Annotated in this window: 13 protein-coding genes; 12 read left to right on the top strand and 1 reads right to left on the bottom strand. The window is 68.9% G+C overall.

What is annotated here, in order from left to right; translation table 11 throughout:
• Window positions 1–41 precede the first annotated feature (41 nt).
• On the bottom strand, window positions 42–1,646 hold the full coding sequence (locus RBB34_RS06755) for a phosphoenolpyruvate carboxykinase (RefSeq protein WP_306118435.1): 1,605 nt from the start codon (window positions 1,644–1,646) through the stop codon (window positions 42–44).
• On the opposite strand from RBB34_RS06755, the gene RBB34_RS06760 reads away from it, so the two are divergent.
• The 12 genes from RBB34_RS06760 (at window position 1,645) to trxA (ending at window position 18,756) form a co-directional block, all read left to right on the top strand.
• Window positions 1,645–1,773 carry a hypothetical protein gene (locus RBB34_RS06760; RefSeq protein WP_306118436.1) on the top strand — a complete coding sequence of 43 codons (129 nt, stop codon included), beginning with the start codon at window positions 1,645–1,647 and terminating at the stop codon, window positions 1,771–1,773. The two genes, RBB34_RS06755 and RBB34_RS06760, sit on opposite strands and share 2 nt — an antisense overlap.
• Window positions 1,774–2,016: 243 nt before the next feature.
• Complete coding sequence (locus RBB34_RS06765; RefSeq protein WP_306118550.1) at window positions 2,017–2,724, top strand: response regulator transcription factor; 708 nt, start codon at window positions 2,017–2,019, stop codon at window positions 2,722–2,724.
• A gap of 74 nt (window positions 2,725–2,798) precedes the next feature.
• Window positions 2,799–4,556: a sensor histidine kinase gene (locus RBB34_RS06770; protein ID WP_306118551.1), complete on the top strand. Its 1,758-nt coding sequence runs from the start codon at window positions 2,799–2,801 to the stop codon at window positions 4,554–4,556.
• Window positions 4,549–5,013: an HPr kinase/phosphorylase gene (locus tag RBB34_RS06775; protein WP_306118437.1), complete on the top strand. Its 465-nt coding sequence runs from the start codon at window positions 4,549–4,551 to the stop codon at window positions 5,011–5,013. Before RBB34_RS06770 ends, RBB34_RS06775 begins: the two co-directional genes overlap by 8 nt.
• 139 nt (window positions 5,014–5,152) lie before the next feature.
• Complete coding sequence (locus RBB34_RS06780) at window positions 5,153–5,554, top strand: PTS sugar transporter subunit IIA (protein ID WP_306118438.1); 402 nt, start codon at window positions 5,153–5,155, stop codon at window positions 5,552–5,554.
• A gap of 14 nt (window positions 5,555–5,568) precedes the next feature.
• Complete coding sequence (locus RBB34_RS06785; RefSeq protein WP_306118552.1) at window positions 5,569–5,868, top strand: HPr family phosphocarrier protein; 300 nt, start codon at window positions 5,569–5,571, stop codon at window positions 5,866–5,868.
• A gap of 124 nt (window positions 5,869–5,992) precedes the next feature.
• Complete coding sequence (ahcY, locus tag RBB34_RS06790; RefSeq protein WP_306118439.1) at window positions 5,993–7,408, top strand: adenosylhomocysteinase; 1,416 nt, start codon at window positions 5,993–5,995, stop codon at window positions 7,406–7,408.
• Between the two features lie 198 nt (window positions 7,409–7,606).
• Window positions 7,607–10,156 carry a PAS domain-containing sensor histidine kinase gene (locus RBB34_RS06795; protein ID WP_306118440.1) on the top strand — a complete coding sequence of 850 codons (2,550 nt, stop codon included), beginning with the start codon at window positions 7,607–7,609 and terminating at the stop codon, window positions 10,154–10,156.
• Window positions 10,157–10,208: 52 nt separating this feature from the next.
• On the top strand, window positions 10,209–11,699 hold the full coding sequence (tsaE, locus tag RBB34_RS06800) for a tRNA (adenosine(37)-N6)-threonylcarbamoyltransferase complex ATPase subunit type 1 TsaE (RefSeq protein WP_306118441.1): 1,491 nt from the start codon (window positions 10,209–10,211) through the stop codon (window positions 11,697–11,699).
• On the top strand, window positions 11,699–14,827 hold the full coding sequence (addB, locus tag RBB34_RS06805; RefSeq protein ID WP_306118442.1) for a double-strand break repair protein AddB: 3,129 nt from the start codon (window positions 11,699–11,701) through the stop codon (window positions 14,825–14,827). The genes tsaE and addB overlap by 1 nt, the downstream gene beginning before the upstream one ends.
• On the top strand, window positions 14,820–18,365 hold the full coding sequence (gene addA, locus RBB34_RS06810; protein ID WP_306118443.1) for a double-strand break repair helicase AddA: 3,546 nt from the start codon (window positions 14,820–14,822) through the stop codon (window positions 18,363–18,365). Before addB ends, addA begins: the two co-directional genes overlap by 8 nt.
• A gap of 67 nt (window positions 18,366–18,432) precedes the next feature.
• A complete protein-coding gene (gene trxA, locus RBB34_RS06815) occupies window positions 18,433–18,756 on the top strand; it encodes a thioredoxin (RefSeq protein ID WP_306118444.1) in 324 nt (107 codons plus the stop codon).
• Window positions 18,757–18,886: the final 130 nt, after the last annotated feature.

Here is an 18,886-nt window from a genome sequence, read left to right on the forward strand (position 1 = left end):
TCGATGGCCGCAAATCGTCCGCAGACGGCGTCCGGACGGTCCTATTCAGCGGCCAGCAAAAAAGCCGGGCCGGCATCCACCACGTCAAGATCGACATGATCGGCGAACTTGTCGAAATTGTCGCGGAACATGCCGGCCAGCATGGCCGCCTGCGCGTCGTATTCGGAGGCGTCCGCCCAGGTCGAGCGCGGGTCGAGAATGGTGTCGTCGATGCCCCTCACCGCCACCGGCACCTCGAAGCCGAAATTGGGGTCGGTGCGATAGGCCACGTCCTCCAGCGAGCCGTCGAGCGCTGCGGCGAGCAGCGTGCGTGTCGCCTTGATCGGCATACGCTCGCCCACGCCATAGGCGCCGCCCGTCCAGCCGGTATTGACCAGCCAGCAGCGCGTGCCGTGCTCGGCGATCAGTTCGCGCAGCATATTGCCGTATTCGGCCGGATGGCGCGGCATGAACGGCGCGCCGAAACACGTCGAGAACGTCGCCTCGGGTTCGGTGACGCCGCGCTCGGTGCCGGCCACCTTGGCGGTGTAGCCCGAAAGGAAGTGATACATCGCCTGCGACGGGCTCAGCCGCGCGATCGGCGGCATCACGCCGAAGGCGTCGGCCGTCAGCATGACGATGTTCTTGGGATGTCCGGCGCGGCCGGTCTCGCTGGCATTGGGGATGAAGTGCAGCGGATAGGCGCAGCGCGTGTTCTCGGTCAGCGAACCGTCGTCGAAATCGGGCCGGCGCGCCTCGTCCAGGATCACGTTTTCGAGCACCGTGCCGAAACGCTGCGTGGTCGCGAAGATTTCCGGCTCGGATTCGGCGCGCAGCCGGATCGTCTTGGCATAGCAGCCGCCCTCGAAATTGAAGACGCCGTCGGGGCCCCAGCCATGTTCGTCATCGCCCAGCAGCGTGCGCTCGGCATCGGCCGAGAGCGTCGTCTTGCCGGTCCCCGAAAGGCCGAAGAAGACCGCCACATCGCCGGCGGGGCCGACATTGGCCGAGCAGTGCATCGGCATGACGCCGGCTTTGGGCAAGACGTAGTTGAGCGCGGTGAACACCGATTTCTTCATCTCGCCGGCATAGGCCGTGCCCGCGATCAGCACGATCATGCGCGTCAGGTCGACCGCGATCACCGTATCGGTGCGGCAGCCGTGCCGGCCCGGCTCGGCGCGGAAGGACGGCAGGTCGATGATGGTCATCTGCGGCACGAAACCGGCGAGCGCCTCGCGCCCGGGACGGATGAGCAGATTGCGGATGAACAGCGAGTGCCAGGCCCTTTCGGTGATGACCCTGGTGCCGATGGCGTGGTCTGGGTCGGCGCCGCCGATCAGATCCTGCACGAACAGGTCCTTGCCCTGCATCGCCGCCAGCATGTCCGAGCGCAGCCGTTCGAACGCATCGGGCGTCATCGGCTTGTTGTTGTCCCACCACACATCATCGTCGACACGACCGTCGCGGACCACGAACTTGTCCTTTGCCGAGCGACCTGTATGCTCGCCCGTACGCGCGACCAGCGCACCGTGGGCGGTCAGCTGCGCCTCGCCGCGGGCGAGGGCGTATTCGTAGAGCTCGGGAGCGAGGAGATTGTAGTAGACATTGGCCGCGCCTGCGATGCCGCTCGTCTCGAGATCTGGATTGAATACGCCATGAGCTGTCATGATGGCCACCGGTGTCCGTGTTGCAATGTCGCCGCTCCCGCCGATGCTTTTGGCGGCGCAAGCAGAGACAGAGCGTGAAACAGAATATATGAACAATCTCAAACGATTAATCGTTTTAAAAAGTTGAAAATCGTTTCAATCGTTTGAAATCCGCTTGATCTTTGTGGACAGGTAACCTTAATCGTCAACGCCTTGAGCGGACCCGTGCACGGGTCCGGCATGAACCGGCGAGGGGCGCGGGCGCCGCCCCAAAGGCCGGCATTGCACTGCGAAGATGTGCCACAATTTGCGCCGGTTTTCGGGGCCATGGCGTTCCTCGCATACTCGCGCACAAGAAGGGACATGCGTCATGGCCGGGGAGAATTACACGATGCAGACCATCGCGCTTGTCGACGACGACCGCAACATCCTGACTTCGGTTTCGATCGCGCTCGAGACCGAAGGCTTTCGCGTCGAGACCTTCACCGACGGCGCTTCGGCGCTGGACGGGCTGCTGGCCAAGCCGCCCAACCTTGCGATCCTCGACATCAAGATGCCGCGCATGGACGGCATGGAACTGCTGCGCCGGCTGCGCCAGAAGTCCGATCTGCCGGTCATCTTCCTGACCTCCAAGGACGACGAGATCGACGAGTTGTTCGGCCTGAAGATGGGCGCCGACGACTTCATCACCAAGCCGTTCTCCCAGCGCCTTCTCATCGAGCGCGTGCGCGCCATCCTGCGTCGCACCGCCGCGCGCGAGATCGCCGTCAAGCCCGGCCAGAAGGCCGCCGCGCAGACACTGGTGCGCGGCCATCTTGTGCTCGACCAGGAACGGCATACATGCACCTGGAAGGACAAGCCCGTCACGCTGACGGTGACCGAGTTCCTGATCCTGTTCTCGCTGGCCCAGCGGCCCGGCGTCGTCAAGAGCCGCGACGCGCTCATGGACGCGGCCTATGACGACCAGGTCTATGTCGACGACCGGACCATCGACAGCCACATCAAGCGGCTTCGCAAGAAATTCAAGTCGGCCGATGACAGCTTTGATATGATCGAGACGCTTTACGGGGTGGGTTACCGCTTTCGCGAGGCGGCCTGAGCCCGCCGGCCGAGGCCCGGCGCCGACCGCCGAACCGCAGGGAACGCTGATCGATGGCCGTCGAAACGGACCATATGCCGATCGAGCAGACGCGCCGCCGCCGGGCGGCCGGCGAGGCCGCGCGCCCGCCCCTGATGGCCACCGGGCCGCGCCGTCTGTTCGGCCGGCCCCTGTTCTCCTCCATCACCCGCCGCATCCTGATCCTCAACCTGGCCGCGCTCGGCCTGTTGATGTCGGGAATCCTGTATCTGAACCAGTTTCGCGACGGGCTGATCGACGCGCGCGTCGAAAGCCTGATGACCCAGGGCGAAATCATCGCCGGCGCCATCGCCGCCTCGGCGAGCGTTGAGACCGACGCCATCCTGATCGATCCCGAAAAGCTGCTCGAACTGCAGGCCGGCGAGAGCATCGTGCCCAATGTGGACGGTTTCGACAGCCTCGACTTCCCCATCAATCCCGAGCGCGTCGCCCCGGTCCTGCGCCGGCTGATCTCGCCAACGCGCACCCGTGCGCGCATCTACGATCCCGACGGCAACCTGATCCTCGACAGCCGCCATCTTTATTCGCGCGGACAGATCCTGCGCTACGATCTGGAGCCGCTGGACGCGCCCGACACGCATCTTGTCGAGGACGTTCGCAACTGGTTCAGCCGCCTGTTCCGCCGAAACGACCTGCCACTCTATCGCGAGCAGCCCGGCGGCACCGGCACCGCCTATCCCGAGGTGATGGACGCGCTGGCCGGCGAGCGCAAGCAGATCGTGCGCATCTCCGAACAGGGCGAGATGATCGTCTCGGTCGCCGTGCCCGTGCAGCGCTTCCGCGCCGTGCTCGGCGTGCTGCAACTGTCGACCCAGGGCGGCGACATCGACGCCATCGTGCGCGCCGAGCGCTTTGCCATGTTCCGCGTCTTCGCGGTCGCCGTCGTCGTCAACGTGATCTTGTCCATGCTCCTGGCCGGCACCATCGCCAACCCGCTCCGGCGCCTGTCGGCGGCGGCAGTGCGCGTGCGCCGGTCGATCAAGAACCGCGAGGAGATCCCCGACTTTTCGGCGCGCCATGACGAGATCGGCAATCTGTCGGTGGCCCTGCGCGACATGACCAATTCGCTCTATGCGCGCATCGACGCCATCGAGAGCTTCGCCGCCGATGTCAGCCACGAGTTGAAGAACCCGCTGACCTCGCTGCGCAGCGCCGTCGAGACGCTGCCGCGCGCCCGCAGCGAAGCCTCGCGCAAGCGCCTGCTCGAGGTCATCGAGCACGATGTCCAGCGCCTCGACCGGCTGATCACCGACATCTCGGACGCTTCGCGCCTGGATGCCGAACTGGCGCGCGCCGACGCCGAACCGGTCGATCTGGCCGCCCTGCTCGAGCGGATCGTCACCCAGTGCGGGCTCAGCCAGACCGGCGCGGTCGTGCCGAAGCTGCATGTGCAAAACCCCTCCGACCCCCACCGCGGCTACCGCGTCAATGGCCACGCCTCGCGCCTTGCCCAGGTGATCACCAACCTGATCGAGAACGCGCGCTCCTTCGTGCCCGAAACCGGCGGGCGCATCGACGTCCGGCTTGCCGACAAGGGGCGGTTTGCCGAGATCCGCGTCGAGGACAACGGTCCGGGCATCCGCGCCGACAACATCGAGACGATCTTCAACCGCTTCTACACCGACCGTCCCGATACCGACGCCTTCGGCAACAATTCCGGGCTCGGCCTGTCGATCTCGCGCCAGATCGTCCAGGCCCATGACGGAACGCTGACCGCCGAGAACATCGTCGACGCACATGACCGGTCGAACGTGCGCGGTGCGCGCTTCATCGTCCGCCTGCCCCGTGAGTGACCGGCATCCCACCGGTCCGGTGCACGCCACCGCCATCGCCATTGACGGCCGATGCGTCCTGATCGCCGGCGAGGCCGGCAGCGGCAAGACCACGCTGGCCCTCGAGATCATCCGCCGCGCGCGCGCCGCCGACCGCGATGCGGGCCTGATCGCCGATGACCGGACGGACCTTGTGCCGCACCAGGGGACGCTGCTGGCCCGTTGTCCCGCGCCGATCCGCGGCAAGATCGAGATCCGCGGCTTCGGCATCGCCGATGCGACCGCCATGACCGTGGCACAAGCGCCCGTCGCGCTGCTGGTGCGATTGGTCGAGCCGGCCCGCGCCAGGCGCTTTGCCGAGGGCGAGACCGAAACGCTCGCCGGCTGCCGGCTGCCCTGCCTGCGCCTGCCGGCCGGCCCCGCCCCATCGGCCGCCACGGCCGTGTTCGCCGCGCTCGGCCTGCCGGTCTGGCTGTGACCGGCCAGGTTTTGCCGGTTGTGCCGATATGCTGCACGGGCAAAACAGCGACCCCGCCTTGTCAAACGCCGGCTTTGCTGGTCATGATGAGCGCCCGGTCGGACGCCGAGCCGCAACCTGTGACGGGAGTTTGCCATCGATGATTGGTGTCGTGCTGGTCACGCATGGCGCACTGGCCGACGCCTTCCTGCGGGCGGTCGAGCACGTGGTCGGCCCGCAGGCCGCCTTCGAGACGGTCTGCATCGAGGCCGACGACAACATGGAACAGCGCCGCCAGGACATCATCGAGGCGATCGGCCGGGCCGAGGGCGGCCAGGGCGTGATCGTGGTCACCGACATGTTCGGCGGCACGCCCTCCAACCTCGCCATTTCCGTCATGGAGCCGGGCCGCACCGAGGTGATTGCCGGCGCCAACCTGCCCATGCTGATCAAGCTGGCCAAGGCGCGCCAGACAGGCGACCTCGACAGCACGCTGGAACTGGCGAGCGAGGCGGGCCGCAAATACATCAACGTCGCCAGCCAGCTTCTGGCGGCCAAATGAGCCGCGGCGACCGGATGCCGGGCTCCGGGGCCGATGCGGCCGGACCGATCTGCGCCACCTTCTCCATCACCAACAAGCGGGGCCTGCACGCCCGCGCCTCCTCGCAGCTCGTCAGGCTGGTCGAGCAGTTCGAGGCCGAGATCACCGTGTCCAAGGACGGCACGACCGTCGGCGGCACCTCGATCATGGGGCTGATGCTGCTGGCGGCCGGGCCGGGCAGCCAGGTGGAGATCTGCGCCGACGGTCCCGATGCGGCCCATGCGCTCGACCGGATCGGCACGCTGATCGCCGACCGCTTCGGCGAGGGCGAGTGACCGCGGCACATTCCGTCAGGGCGACGCCGGACATGCAGACATAAAGATTTCTTTATGTTGTCATTGCGCCAAGGCCGGTGCTCTGTTAGGGAGCGCCCACATATTTCGAACAACGGAGCATTTGATGTCAGCTGCACCCCAGTCTGTCGCGACCGACCATGTCGTCGCCGATATCGGCCTGGCCGAATTCGGCCGCAAGGAAATCGCCATCGCCGAAACCGAAATGCCCGGCCTGATGGCGCTGCGCGAGGAATACGGGTCCGACAAGCCGCTCAGGGGCGCGCGCGTCGCCGGCAGCCTGCACATGACGATCCAGACCGCCGTTCTCATCGAGACACTCACCGAGCTGGGTGCCGATGTGCGCTGGGCCTCGTGCAACATCTTCTCGACCCAGGATCATGCCGCCGCGGCCATCGCCGCCACCGGCACGCCGGTCTTCGCCGTCAAGGGCGAGACGCTCGAGGAATACTGGGACTATTGCGACCGCATCTTCCAGTTCCCCGATGGCGGCGCCAACATGGTCCTCGACGATGGCGGCGATGCCACGCTGTATGTCCTGATGGGCGCGCGCGTCGAGGAAGGCGAGGAAGACCTGATCGCCAACCCGACCAGCGAGGAGGAAGAGGCCCTGTTCGCGCAGATCAGAAAGCGCATGGCCGAGACGCCGGGCTGGTTCGTCAAGCAGCGTCACATGATCAAGGGCGTCACCGAGGAGACGACCACCGGCGTCAACCGCCTCTACAAGATGATGGAAAAGGGTCACCTGCCCTTCCCCGCGATCAATGTGAACGACTCGGTCACCAAGTCGAAGTTCGACAACAAGTATGGCTGCAAGGAGAGCCTGGTCGACGGCATCCGCCGCGCCACCGACACCATGATGGCCGGCAAGGTCGCCGTGGTTTGCGGCTACGGCGATGTCGGCAAGGGCTCGGCCGCCTCGCTGCGCGGCGCCGGCGCCCGGGTCAAGGTCACCGAGATCGACCCGATCTGCGCGCTGCAGGCCTCCATGGACGGCTTCGAGGTGGTCCGGCTCGAAGATGCGGTCGAGACCGCCGACATCTTCATCACCACCACCGGCAACAAGGACGTCATCCGCATCGAGCACATGCGGCAGATGAAGAACATGGCCATCGTCGGCAATATCGGCCATTTCGACAACGAGATTCAGGTCGCCGCGCTCAAGAACCACAAATGGACCAACATCAAGGACCAGGTGGACATGATCGAGATGCCTTCGGGCAACGCGATCATCCTTCTGTCGGAGGGCCGGCTTCTGAACCTGGGCAACGCCACGGGCCATCCGTCCTTCGTCATGTCGGCCTCCTTCACCAACCAGGTGCTGGCCCAGATCGAGCTGTGGACCCGCGGCGACAAATACGACAACCAGGTCTACATCCTGCCCAAGCACCTCGATGAAAAGGTCGCCCGGCTGCATCTGGGACGCATCGGCGCGCGGCTGACCGAGCTCGACGCCGATCAGGCCGACTATATCGGCGTCAAGCCGGAAGGTCCCTACAAGCCCGAACACTATCGCTACTGACACGCGCGGCGATCGCCCATTTCGAGCCGGTCCGGTGTTTCGGGCCGGCTTTTTTCGTCGCGAGCCTTCACGCGGATTCGCTGGAAAGTTATCTTTCGGTGATTCGTGCGTAGCGTGTGCTTTGTCGGCCGTGCGGTTGGGGGCCCGCGCATGCGGCCGGCAATGGCGTGCCTGAAGCGCACAGGCAAGGGGACCGGCATGCCGGACATGGGCACGACGCGCCGCCGGCGGCGCGTGGCAGGCATTTTCACAGGCGATCGCGATGCCGGCCGCCGGCTGCCCTGCCTGCCGCACGCCCTGGCGCTTGCCGCGGCCACGGCCCTTGCCGGCCGCCCGGCGCCGGCAGCCGCGCAGCCGGTCACGGCGCCCGGCAACGAGGTACGGGTCTTCGGCCTGCCGCTCGAGACATTCGAAGTCGTCCAGTTCTCGCTTCTTGCCGGCGCTCTCGCCGCCGCCATCGCCTCGGCCGCCTGGCTGATCCGCGAGCGCGCGCGCACCGCCTCGCAGAACCTCGCCCTGCGCGGCAAGATCTCGGCCATGGGCTCGCGCATGAACCAGCTCGAGGCGCTGTCGGGCGCCGACGGCCAGCGCGCCGTGGTATGGACCGACAAGGATGTCCGCCCCGCCATTATCGGCCGGCTGGACAGCCATGTCGGCGCGCCCGAGGGACGGTCCGACTTCCTTGCCTTCGGCCGCTGGCTCGAGCCCCGCTCGGCGGCGCGTCTGGACGAGGCCATCTCCAGGCTGCGCGACAACGCGGTGGCGTTCCACGACGTGGTGCAGACCTCGCTGGGCGCGCCGGTGGAGGTGATCGGCCGCACCGCCGGCGGCAGCGCCGTTGTCCGCTTCACCTCGCTTGTCGGCGAGCGCGCCGACCATGCGCGCCTGGTCGCCGAGCACACCCGTCTGGTGGAGACGCTCGACACGCTCAAGGCGCTGCTGAACCAGGCCGACATGCCGGTCTGGCTGCGCAATGGCCGGGGCGAGCTGGCCTGGGTCAACCGCGCCTATGCCGAGGCGGTCGAGTGCGACGGCCTTGATGCCGTCATCGCGCGGCAGGCCGAACTGTTCGGCAGCGCCGCCAAGAGCCAGATCATCCAGCAGCGCGCCAGCGACGGCCATTTCGCCGACACGGTCTCGACCGTGGTGCACGGCGACCGGCTGATGTACGACGTCCTCGACGTCGCCGGCCCGTCCGGCTCTGCCGGCTTCGGCCATGACCGCACCGAGACCGAGGCCGTGCGGGCCGAGCTCAACACGACCATCCGCAGTCACGAGGAAACGCTCGACGAACTGACGACCGCCGTGGCGATGTTCGACAACGATGCCAGGCTGCGCTTTCACAACCAGGCCTTCCAGCAGATGTGGGAGCTCGATTCGACGTTTCTTGCCGGCAAGCCCGACATGTCCATGTTCCTTGACCGCCTGCGCGAGGAGGGCAAGCTGCCCGAACAGCCCGAATGGCGGCGCTGGAAGGACGATGTGCTCGGCGCATTCCAGGCGGTGGAATCGCGCGAGCACTGGTGGTACCTGCCCGACGGCCGCACGGTGCGCGTCATCGCCAATCCGCATCCGCGCGGCGGGCTGACCTGGGTGTTCGAGAACCTGACCGAGCGCATCGATCTTGAAAGCCGCTACAAGACCATGGTGCGCGTTCAGGGCGAAACGCTCGACAATCTGGCCGAAGGCGTTGCCGTCTTCGATTCCGACGGCACGCTGCGCCTGGCCAATCCGGCCTTCGAGAAGTTCTGGGGCGTGTCGCATCTGATGGCCCATGACCGCGTGCACATTTCGGCGATCGCCCAGGCCTGCGCCGCCCGGCACGGCGATCCGGGCCCCTGGGAACGGTTCGCCGGCATCGTCACCGGCTTCGACGAGGACCGCGCCGAGGCCGATGGCCGCGCACAGGCCGGCGATCTGACCCTGTCCTGGATGGTCGTGCCGCTGCCCAACGGCCAGACCATGATCACCTTCGTCGACATCACCGCCGCCGACCAGATCGAGCGCGCCCTGCGCGAGCGCAACGAGGCGCTCGAGCGCACCGCCCTGCTGCGCGACCGCTTCATCCGCCATGTGTCCTATGAGCTGCGCGTTCCGCTGACCTCGATCTCGGGCTTCGCCGAATTGCTCGAGATGGAGGCGACCGGCCCGCTCAACGACAAGCAGCGCGAATATCTGGGCCACATCGCCGCTTCCTCCAGCGACCTGACCGAACTGACCCGCGACATCATCGACCTGGCCAGCGTCGATGCCGGCGTGCTCGAGCTCGACCTTGCGACGGTCGAACTGCAGCCGGTCATGCAGGCGGTTGCCGACGCGCTCAGGCCGCGCTTTGACGAGCACGGCATCGAACTGGTCTTGCGCATCGATCCCAATGCCGGCAGCATCGTCGCCGACCGCGCACGGCTCGAGCAGATCATGATCAACATCCTGGCCAACGCCGCCGATTTCGCGCCGGCCGACTCCGCCGTCACATTTGCCTGCGAGCGCGGCGAGACCGGCGTGACCTTCCGGATCCGCGACCGCGGCCCCGGCATCGAAGAGGCGGCGCTGGCCGATGTGTTCGAGCGCTTTCACACCGAACGCGCCGGCCGCCGCCGCGGCGCCGGGCTCGGCCTTGCCATCGTCAAGAGCTTCGTCGCCCTGCATGACGGCGACGTCGCGATCAAGTCCTCGTCCGAGCACGGCACCGAGGTGACCGTCTCCTTCCCCCAGGCGCCCGCCCGTGTCAGCGTCGCAGCCCAGTGATACCGCACCCGCGCGCGCGCCACGCCGCCTCGGCCCGCTGACCGAGGCGCAGATGCAGCGTTTCGCGCGCGATCTGGCACGCGCCGCAAGGCCCGGCGACTGCATTGCGCTGTCGGGCGATCTGGGCGCCGGCAAGTCCACCTTCGCGCGCGCCTTCATCCGCGCCGTGGCCAACGATCCCCAGGGCCGGCTCGACGTGCCGAGCCCGACCTTCACCCTGGTCCAGACCTACGCCACGCGCCCGCCCGTCAGCCATTTCGATCTCTACCGCATCGGCGATCCCGACGAGATCGGCGAATTGGGGCTGCACGAGGCGCTCGAGGGGGGCATCGTGCTCGTCGAATGGCCCGAGCGCGCCGCCGACCGCCTGCCCGCCGCCACGGTCACGATCGGATTTGCGGACGCGACCACCGACAGCGGCGCCCAGGCGCGCCTTCTGACCATCGACGCTGATGCGCCCTTCTTCGACCGTCTCGACCGCTCGCTGGCGATCCGGCGGCTGCTGGCCGAAGCCGGCCACGCCGACGCCTGGCGCGCCGAGCTCAGCGGCGACGCCTCCGCCCGCGACTACGAGATTGCCAAGGACGGCGACTGGCAGCGCGTTCTGATGGATGCGCCGGCGACCTTCGACGATATCATCGTCAGGGACGGCATGAGCTATTGCCAGCTCGCCTACTGGGCCGAGGACATCGTCCCCTTCGTCGCCATCCGCAACATCCTCGCCGAAGCGGGCCTGACCGTGCCGCGCATCGACCGCGCCGATTTCGACGCCGGGTTGATCCTGATGGAGGATCTGGGCCGCCAGGGCATCATCGACGCCGAACGCCGCCCGATTGCCGACCGCTACCTGGAAACCGTCGCCTGCCTTGCGCAGATGCACGCCATGAACTGGCCGCAGCGCGTGCAGGTCGCGCCCGGCCGTGTGCACGAGATCCCGACCTTCGACCTGCGCGCCTTCCTGGTCGAGGTCGACCTTCTGATCGACTGGTTCGTGCCGCGCGTCACCGGCGCACCGGCGAGCGACGCCGACAGGGCCCAGTTCCACGCGATCTGGACGGCGCTTTTCGAACGCCTCGACGCCGGACCCAGATCGCTGGTCCTGCGCGACTACCATTCGCCCAACACGATCTGGCAGGCCGACCGGACGGGCATCGCCCGCGTCGGGCTCATCGACTTTCAGGACGCCGTGTTCACCCATCCGGCCTATGACGTGGTCTCGCTCGCCCAGGATGCGCGCGTCGACGTGCCCGAGGCGCTCGAAGCCGCGCTGGTCGACCATTACTGCGCCCTGCGCGCCGACGCCGACCCGGCCTTCGACGAGGCCGCGTTCCGCCGCGCCGCAGCCATCTGTGCCGCCCAGCGCAACTCGCGCATTCTGGGTATCTTCGTGCGCCTTGACGAGCGTGACGGCAAGCCGGCCTATCTGCCCCATATCGCGCGCCTGCAGGGCTATCTTGCGCGTTCGCTCGCCCATCCGGTGCTGGCCGAGCTGAAAGCCTGGTACGAGGCGCGCGGCCTTCTGACGGCGCGCCTGTCGATGTGATGAGCGAGCCGCGCACGCGCTACATTCATCCCAACGTCTTCACCGTCGCGCCCGGCACGCCGTTCCTGCCGGCCCTGGCGCGGGCGCTGTGCGAGGGCACGCTCGTCGACGGCTTCGCCCATGACGGCGATCCGATGACGTTGGCCAGAGCCACCATCTATCTGCCCACGCGCCGCGCCGCGCGCGAGTTGCGCTCGGTCTTCGTCGACCTGCTCGGCAGGCGCAGCGCGCTGCTGCCCGCGATCCACGCCCTGGGCGAGTTCGACGAGGACGCGGCGGCCTTTGCCGGCGACGGCGCGGCCGCGCTCGACATCCCGCCGGCCATCGAACCGCTGGAACGGCAATTGGCGCTGGGCACGCTGATCGCGCGCTGGACCGAGGCAATGACCGACGACCTGCACGCGCTTTACGGCGAAGAGCGGCTGACGACGCCCGTCTCCACCGCCGACGCATTCTGGATGGCGGGCGATCTGGCCGCGCTGATCGACCAGATGGCGACCGAAGGCGTGCATTTCGCGCAGATCGAGGCGGCCGCCCACGCCGACGTCTCGCAATGGTGGCAGGTCACGCTCGCCTTCCTCGACATCGTCAAGTCCACCTGGCCGGACTATCTCGCCGAGCGCAACCGGCTCGACCCGGCCGATCACCGCAATCGCATGCTGCGCGCCGAGGCCGCGCGCCTGCGCGCCAATCCGCCCGACGGCCCGGTGATCGCCGCCGGATCGACCGGTTCGATCCCGGCGACCGCGGAGCTGATCGCGACGATTGCCCGCCTGCCCCGGGGCGCGGCGGTGCTGCCGGGCTATGACACGGCGATGGACGAGGCGACGCTGGCATTGCTCGACGCGCCCGGCGATGTCGCCTCGGTCATCGGTCATCCCCAATACGGCATGCGCAAGCTGGTGCGCGCCATCGGCGTCGTGCCGTCAGCGATCGCCGCGCTCGGCCCCGACCTGCCGCCCGCGCTGGCTGGGCGCCGCGCCTGGGTCGCCGCCGCGCTCGCCCCCGTGCCCAGAACCGCCGACTGGGCCGCGCTTCGCGATACGCTCGATGCTCGCGCCTTCGACGATGTCGCGATCCTGCACGCGGCCAATGAACGGGCCGAGGCGCTCGCCATCGCCTGCGCCCTGCGCGAGACGATCCTTGCGCCCGGCGCCACCGCCGCGCTGGTCACGCCCGACCGCAACCTCGCCCGCCGCGTCGCCGCCGAACTGGCGCGCTTTTCGATCACGGCCGACGATTCGGGCGGGGTGCCCTTTGACCGCACGCCGCACGGCACGCTGCTGGCGCTCGTCCTCGATCTCGCCCATGGCGAGGCCGATCCCGCCGCCCTGCTCGCCTTGCTCAAGCATCCGCTCGCCCACTTCGGTGCCGCGCCCGAAGTCCATGACGCCGCCGTCCAGAGGCTCGAAATGATGGTGCTGCGCGGCAGCGTCGGCCGCATTCGCATGGCCGATTTTCGCGCCTTCGCCGAGACCGGGCTCGGCCAGTGGTCGGACGAACGCCGCCGCAAGCCCGACTGGTTCGCCACCATCGGTTCGGCGACCTTCGATGCGGTGCGCGCGCTCGCCGGCCGGATCGAAACGGCCTTCGCCCCGCTGTGCGCGCTTGCCACGGCCCAGGCACCGACCCTGAACGCCGCCGCCCGCGCCAGCGTGCTGGCGCTCGAGGCCGTCGCGCGCGATGATTGCGGCGACCACGGCCCGCTCTATGACGGCGAAAGCGGCAAGGCGCTGGCGGACCTTCTGGCGCGGCTCGTCCAGAGCGCCGTGCCGGTCGCGGTCACGCTCGATGAATGGCCCGACATGGTCCGTGCGCTGACCGCGTCCATCGCGCTCAAGCCGCCCGCCGGCGGCCATCCGCGCATCGCCATCTGGGGCACGTTGGAAGCGCGTCTTCAGACGGTGGACCGTATCGTGCTCGGCGGGCTCAACGAGGGCACCTGGCCCGCCCAGACCGCCAATGACGCCTTCCTGTCGCGCCCGATGAAGGCCGAGATCGGGCTCGAACCGCCCGAACGGCGCATCGGCCTTGCCGCCCATGACGCGCAGATGGCGCTCGGCCAGGCCGAGATCGTGCTGACCCGTTCGGTCCGCGCCGGCGGCGCGCCGGCGGTCGCCTCGCGCTGGCTGCAGCGCCTGGAGACGCTCGCCGGCGCGGATACGACCGCGCGCCTGCACGCCGCCGGCCAGCGCTTCGCCGAGCTTGCCCGCGCCGTCGATGCGCCGGTCGTCGCGACCCCGGCGAGCCGACCCGCGCCGGCGCCGCCGCCCGCCGCCCGGCCGCCGAGGCTGTCGGTCACCGATGTCGAGACGCTGCGGCGCGACCCCTATGCGCTCTATGCGCGCAAGGTGCTGCGCCTGCGCCCGCTCGAGCCGCTGGTGCGTGATCCCGATTTCGCCGATCGCGGTGCGCTGATCCACCAGGTCATGGAAGCGGCGGTGCGCGCGCGCATCGATTTCACCGCCCCCGATGCGGCGGACCGGCTCGCGCGTATTGCCCGTATGGTGTTCGACGATGAGGCGCTGCCCGCCGAGATCGACACGATCTGGTGGACGCGCATGGGCGCGGCGATCCCGCATCTGGTCGCCTGGGAGGCCGGCCGCGACGACGCGATCGTGCAGCGGCTGGCCGAGGTGCCCGCAGGGCCCGCCCCGATTGCCGACACCGGCGTCGAACTGACCGGCCGCGCCGACCGCATCGATCTGCGCGCCGACGGCCGCGCCGACATCATCGACTTCAAGACCGGTGCCGCCCCTTCCGGCGCAAGGGTCGAACAGCTCGACGCACCGCAACTGCCGCTTGAGGCCGCGCTTCTGGCGCGCGACGGCTTTGCCCAGGCGCGCGGCCACGCGCCGGGCGATCTCGTTTATGTGCGCCTTGGCCCGCGCGGCGAGGTCGAACCCCAGCCCGTTTCCGGCGGCAAGCGTCCCGATGCCGACGCGCTCGCCGACACCGCCTGGGAAAAGCTCGTCGCGCTGGTGCGCCACTACATGGACCCGCGCACCGGCTATGTCTCCCACGCCGCGCCCGACGAGAGCGTGACCCATCGAAACGACTACGATCACCTCGCCCGCTATCTGGAATGGGCAAACGCCCCGCCCGCGCAAGGGGACCGGCATGGCTGAGCCGCGCACGGACAAGCCGGTGCCCGATGCGCGCACCCGCGCCGACCAGGCCCGCGCCGCCGACCCGGCCAATTCGGCCTGGGTCTCGGCCAATGCCGGCTCGGGCAAGACCTATGTGCTGGCCACACGCGTCATCCGCATCCTGCTTTCGGGCGCCGACCCTTCCCGCATCCTGTGCCTGACCTATACGCGCGCCGCCGCCGCCGAGATGAAGGGCCGCGTCTTCTCGCGGCTGGGCGCCTGGGTGACCATGTCGGACGCCGAGCTGCGTGCCGAACTGGCGGCGATCGACGACAGGCCCGCCGATGCCGAGCGATTGCGCCTGGCCCGCACGCTCTTTGCCCGCGCGCTGGAAACGCCCGGCGGGCTGAAGATCCAGACCATCCATGCCTTTTGCGAGGCGTTGCTGCATCGGTTTCCGCTGGAGGCCAATATTGCCGGCCATTTCGAACTCATCGACGCCCAGGCGCAGGCCCTGCTCGTCGCCCAGGCCCGGCGCGGATTGCTGACGGGCGAGGCGGCACGCGCCGCCGGCACCGGCGAGGCCGTCATTCGCCTTCTTGCCGTCACCGGCGAGGACGGCATGGACAAGCTGCTCGACGAGATCGTCGCACGGCGCCTGACCATCACGCGCCTGCTGCGCCGGTTCGGCACGGGCGGCGACCGGCGAGCGATCTATCGCGAGGCGTTCGGCTTCGGCGCTCACGACACGCAGGCAGACATTGCCGCAAGCTGCTGGCCGCTGCCGGGCCTGACGCCCGACATCCTCGAACGGCTCTCCGGCGACCTGCCCGAGGCCGGCGCCAAGGCCGCCCGAGAGCTTGCCGAAACCGCCATTGCCGCCGGCGCGATCGCCGATCCGATGGAGCGGCTGTCGGCGCTCGAGCCGTGCTTCCTGACGAAGGCCGGCGCGCCGCGCGGCACCAAGCCCCTGTTTTCGGCGGCCACCCGCAATGCCCTTGCCGATTTCGAGATCCGCTATCGCGCCGCTTTCGATCATTTCGCCGCGATCCGCGACCGCGTCCTGCTGCTGCGCGAGGTCGAGGCGACGCTCGACGTGTTCGCCATCGCCGACGGGCTGATCGCCCGCTACGAGGCGCTCAAGCGCGCCCGCGGTCTTCTCGATTTCGACGATCTGATCGACCGCACCGCGCAGATGCTGCTGCGCCGGGAGGCCGCGCTCTGGGTCCGCTACAAGCTCGACCAGGGCATCGATCACATCCTCGTCGACGAGGCCCAGGACACCTCGCCCGACCAGTGGGACGTCATCCGCACGCTCGCCGACGAGTTCTTCGCCGGCCACGGCGCCCGGCAGACCGCGCGTTCGGTCTTCGCGGTGGGCGACGAAAAGCAGTCCATCTACTCGTTCCAGGGCGCCGACCCGGACAAGTTCGCCGACACGCGCAATCACTTCGCCGAGACCACGAAGGCGGCCGAACGCCCGTTCGCGCCGGTCGAACTGCAGGTCTCGTTTCGTTCGACGCAGGCCGTTCTTGACGCCGTCGACCGGGTCTTCGACGATCCCGCCCGCCGCGCCGGGCTGAGCCGCGACGATCGGCCGGTGCGCCACCGGGCGTTGCGACGCGGCGCGCCGGGCCGCGTCGAGGTCTGGGAGCGCGTGGACAAGCAAAAGGCCGAGGGCTCGGGCGACTGGGCCGAGCCGGTCGCCGCCGCCGCCGAGCCTTCCGCGATCCTCGCCCAACGCATCGCCGAGACGATCGCGGGCTGGCTGCGCGCCGGCACGGTGATCGAGGCGACCGGCAGGCCGATCGTGCCGGGCGACATTGTGGTCCTCGTGCGCAGCCGCGATGGTTTCGCCGGGGCGCTGTCGCGGGCGCTCAAGGACCGTAGCGTCGATGTCGCCGGCGCCGACCGGCTGACCATGACCGACCATATCGCGGTGCTCGACCTGATCGCGCTCGGTCGCGTGCTGCTCAACCATGCCGACGATCTTTCGCTCGCAGCGCTTCTGAAGAGCCCGCTTTTCGGCCTCGACGAGGACGCCCTGTTCCGTTTCGCCCATGGCCGTGACGGCGCGACGCTGTGGAGCCGCCTCGAGGAGGCCGCCGAGGCGGGCGACGACATCGCCGCCGCCGTCATCGGCCGGTTGCGCGACTGGTCGGCCCGCGCCCGCCGGCTCCCCGTGCACGAGTTCTACGCCCATGTGCTGTCGGCCTGCGACGGCCGGCGCAGGCTTGTCGGCCGGCTCGGCCCGGAAACCGCCGACGTTCTCGACGAATTCGTCGCGCTCACGCTGGCCGCCGAGCAGACCGGCCCGCCGGCGCTCGAGACCTTCCTGAACACGCTCGAGCACCACGCGCCCGAGATCAAGCGCGAGATGGACCCGGCGCGCGGCGAGGTGCGGATCATGACGGTGCATGGCGCCAAGGGGCTGGAGGCGCCCATCGTGTTCCTGGTCGATCGCGGCAGCGCGCCGTTCGAATCCCGCAAGGCACCGGCGCTGGTCGGCGTCGACGTGCCGAGCATGGGCGATCCGGCCGACATCGGCCTGTTGTGGCGCGGCCTGCCGAAACCGTGCTCCTCGGTGCAGGAGAATGCCATGGCGCGCATGCGCCAGGCCGCGATCGAGGAATACCGCCGGCTTCTGTATGTCGGCATGACGCGCGCTGCCGATCACCTGATCGTCGCCGGCTATCGCGGCCTTCGGCCGACCACGGAAACGACCTGGCACGACATGGTCAGCCAGGCGCTGATACCGGCGAGCGATGCGATCGATACCGGCCATGGCACGCTCTGGCGATTTCCGGCCGGGCTCGGCGAACTGCCCACCGCCACGCCCGATGCGTCGGCCGAACCGGCCGCGTCATGGGCCGCACCGGCCGGCTTTGCTGCCCCGGCGCCGGCCGAGCCGCCCGCCGCCCGCCCGCTCGTGCCCTCGGGCGCCTCGGCCCTTGCCATCGATCCCGACACGGTCGACGCGGCCATCGAAGCGCCCGCCTCGCTGCTCGACACGCTCGATGGGGCCGGCCGCGCGACCGGCGCCGCGGCCCGGCGCGGCACCATGGTTCACACCCTTTTGCAGATGCTGCCCGACGTGGCCGCCGCCGAGCGCGAGAACCGCGCCCGCGCCTGGTGCCGTCGCGTCGATCCGCGCGCGGGCGAGGCCGAGATCGAGGCGCTGCTCGCCCCGGTCATGGCGATCCTGGACGACGAACGCTTCGCCCCGCTGTTCGGCCCGCAATCGCTCGCCGAGGTGCCGGTCATGGGCACGCTCGATCTGGGCGGCGAGGCGCGCGCCGTCTCCGGCGTGATCGACCGGCTGGCGATCCACGGCGAAGAGGTGCTGCTGGTCGACTACAAGACCGGCCGCAACCCGCCGCGCGAGGCCGGCGCGGTCTCCGAAGGCCACAGGCGGCAGATGGCGCTTTACGATGCGCTCGTCGCCCGGCTCTATCCGGGCCGGCGCGTGCGCGCGGCGCTGCTTTTCACCGAGGAACCGGTCATGGTCGAACTGCCCCGCACCATGCTGGAGCAGGCGCTCGCGGGCCTGGCGCAGGGCAGCCGATCGGCGTGTTGACCGAGCTTGAAAGCCCGCGCGAAAAACCCCAAATGCTTCGCGACAGACAAGAACGAGGAGGTCCGCCATGGCGACCGTGAAAGTCGACAACAGCAATTTCCAGTCCGACGTTCTGGGCGCGTCCGAGCCGGTCGTGGTGGATTTCTGGGCCGAATGGTGCGGCCCGTGCAAGATGATCGCCCCGGCGCTCGAGGAGCTTTCGGGCGAACTGGACGGCAAGGTCCGGATCGCCAAGGTGAACATCGACGAAAACCCCCAGATCGCCGCGCAATACGGCATCCGGTCGATCCCCACGCTCTACATGTTCAAGAACGGGGAGGTGGTCGACCAGATGATCGGCGCCGTGCCCAAGGGCAAGTTGTCCGACTGGATGAAGAGCGCCATCGCCTGATCGCGATCGGCATGCCACCGGCGCAAGCCCGGCCGCAGCGCCGGGCTTTTGCTTTGCCCGTCAGGCCCTTGACGCGGCCGCGCCACCTCATGCAAAGCCGCGCACGACATCACGAAGGACCTTGCGCCCC

Origin of the sequence: Roseitalea sp. MMSF_3546, assembly GCF_030732865.1 — a bacterium.
Taxonomy (GTDB): Bacteria; Pseudomonadota; Alphaproteobacteria; order Rhizobiales; family Rhizobiaceae; genus Roseitalea.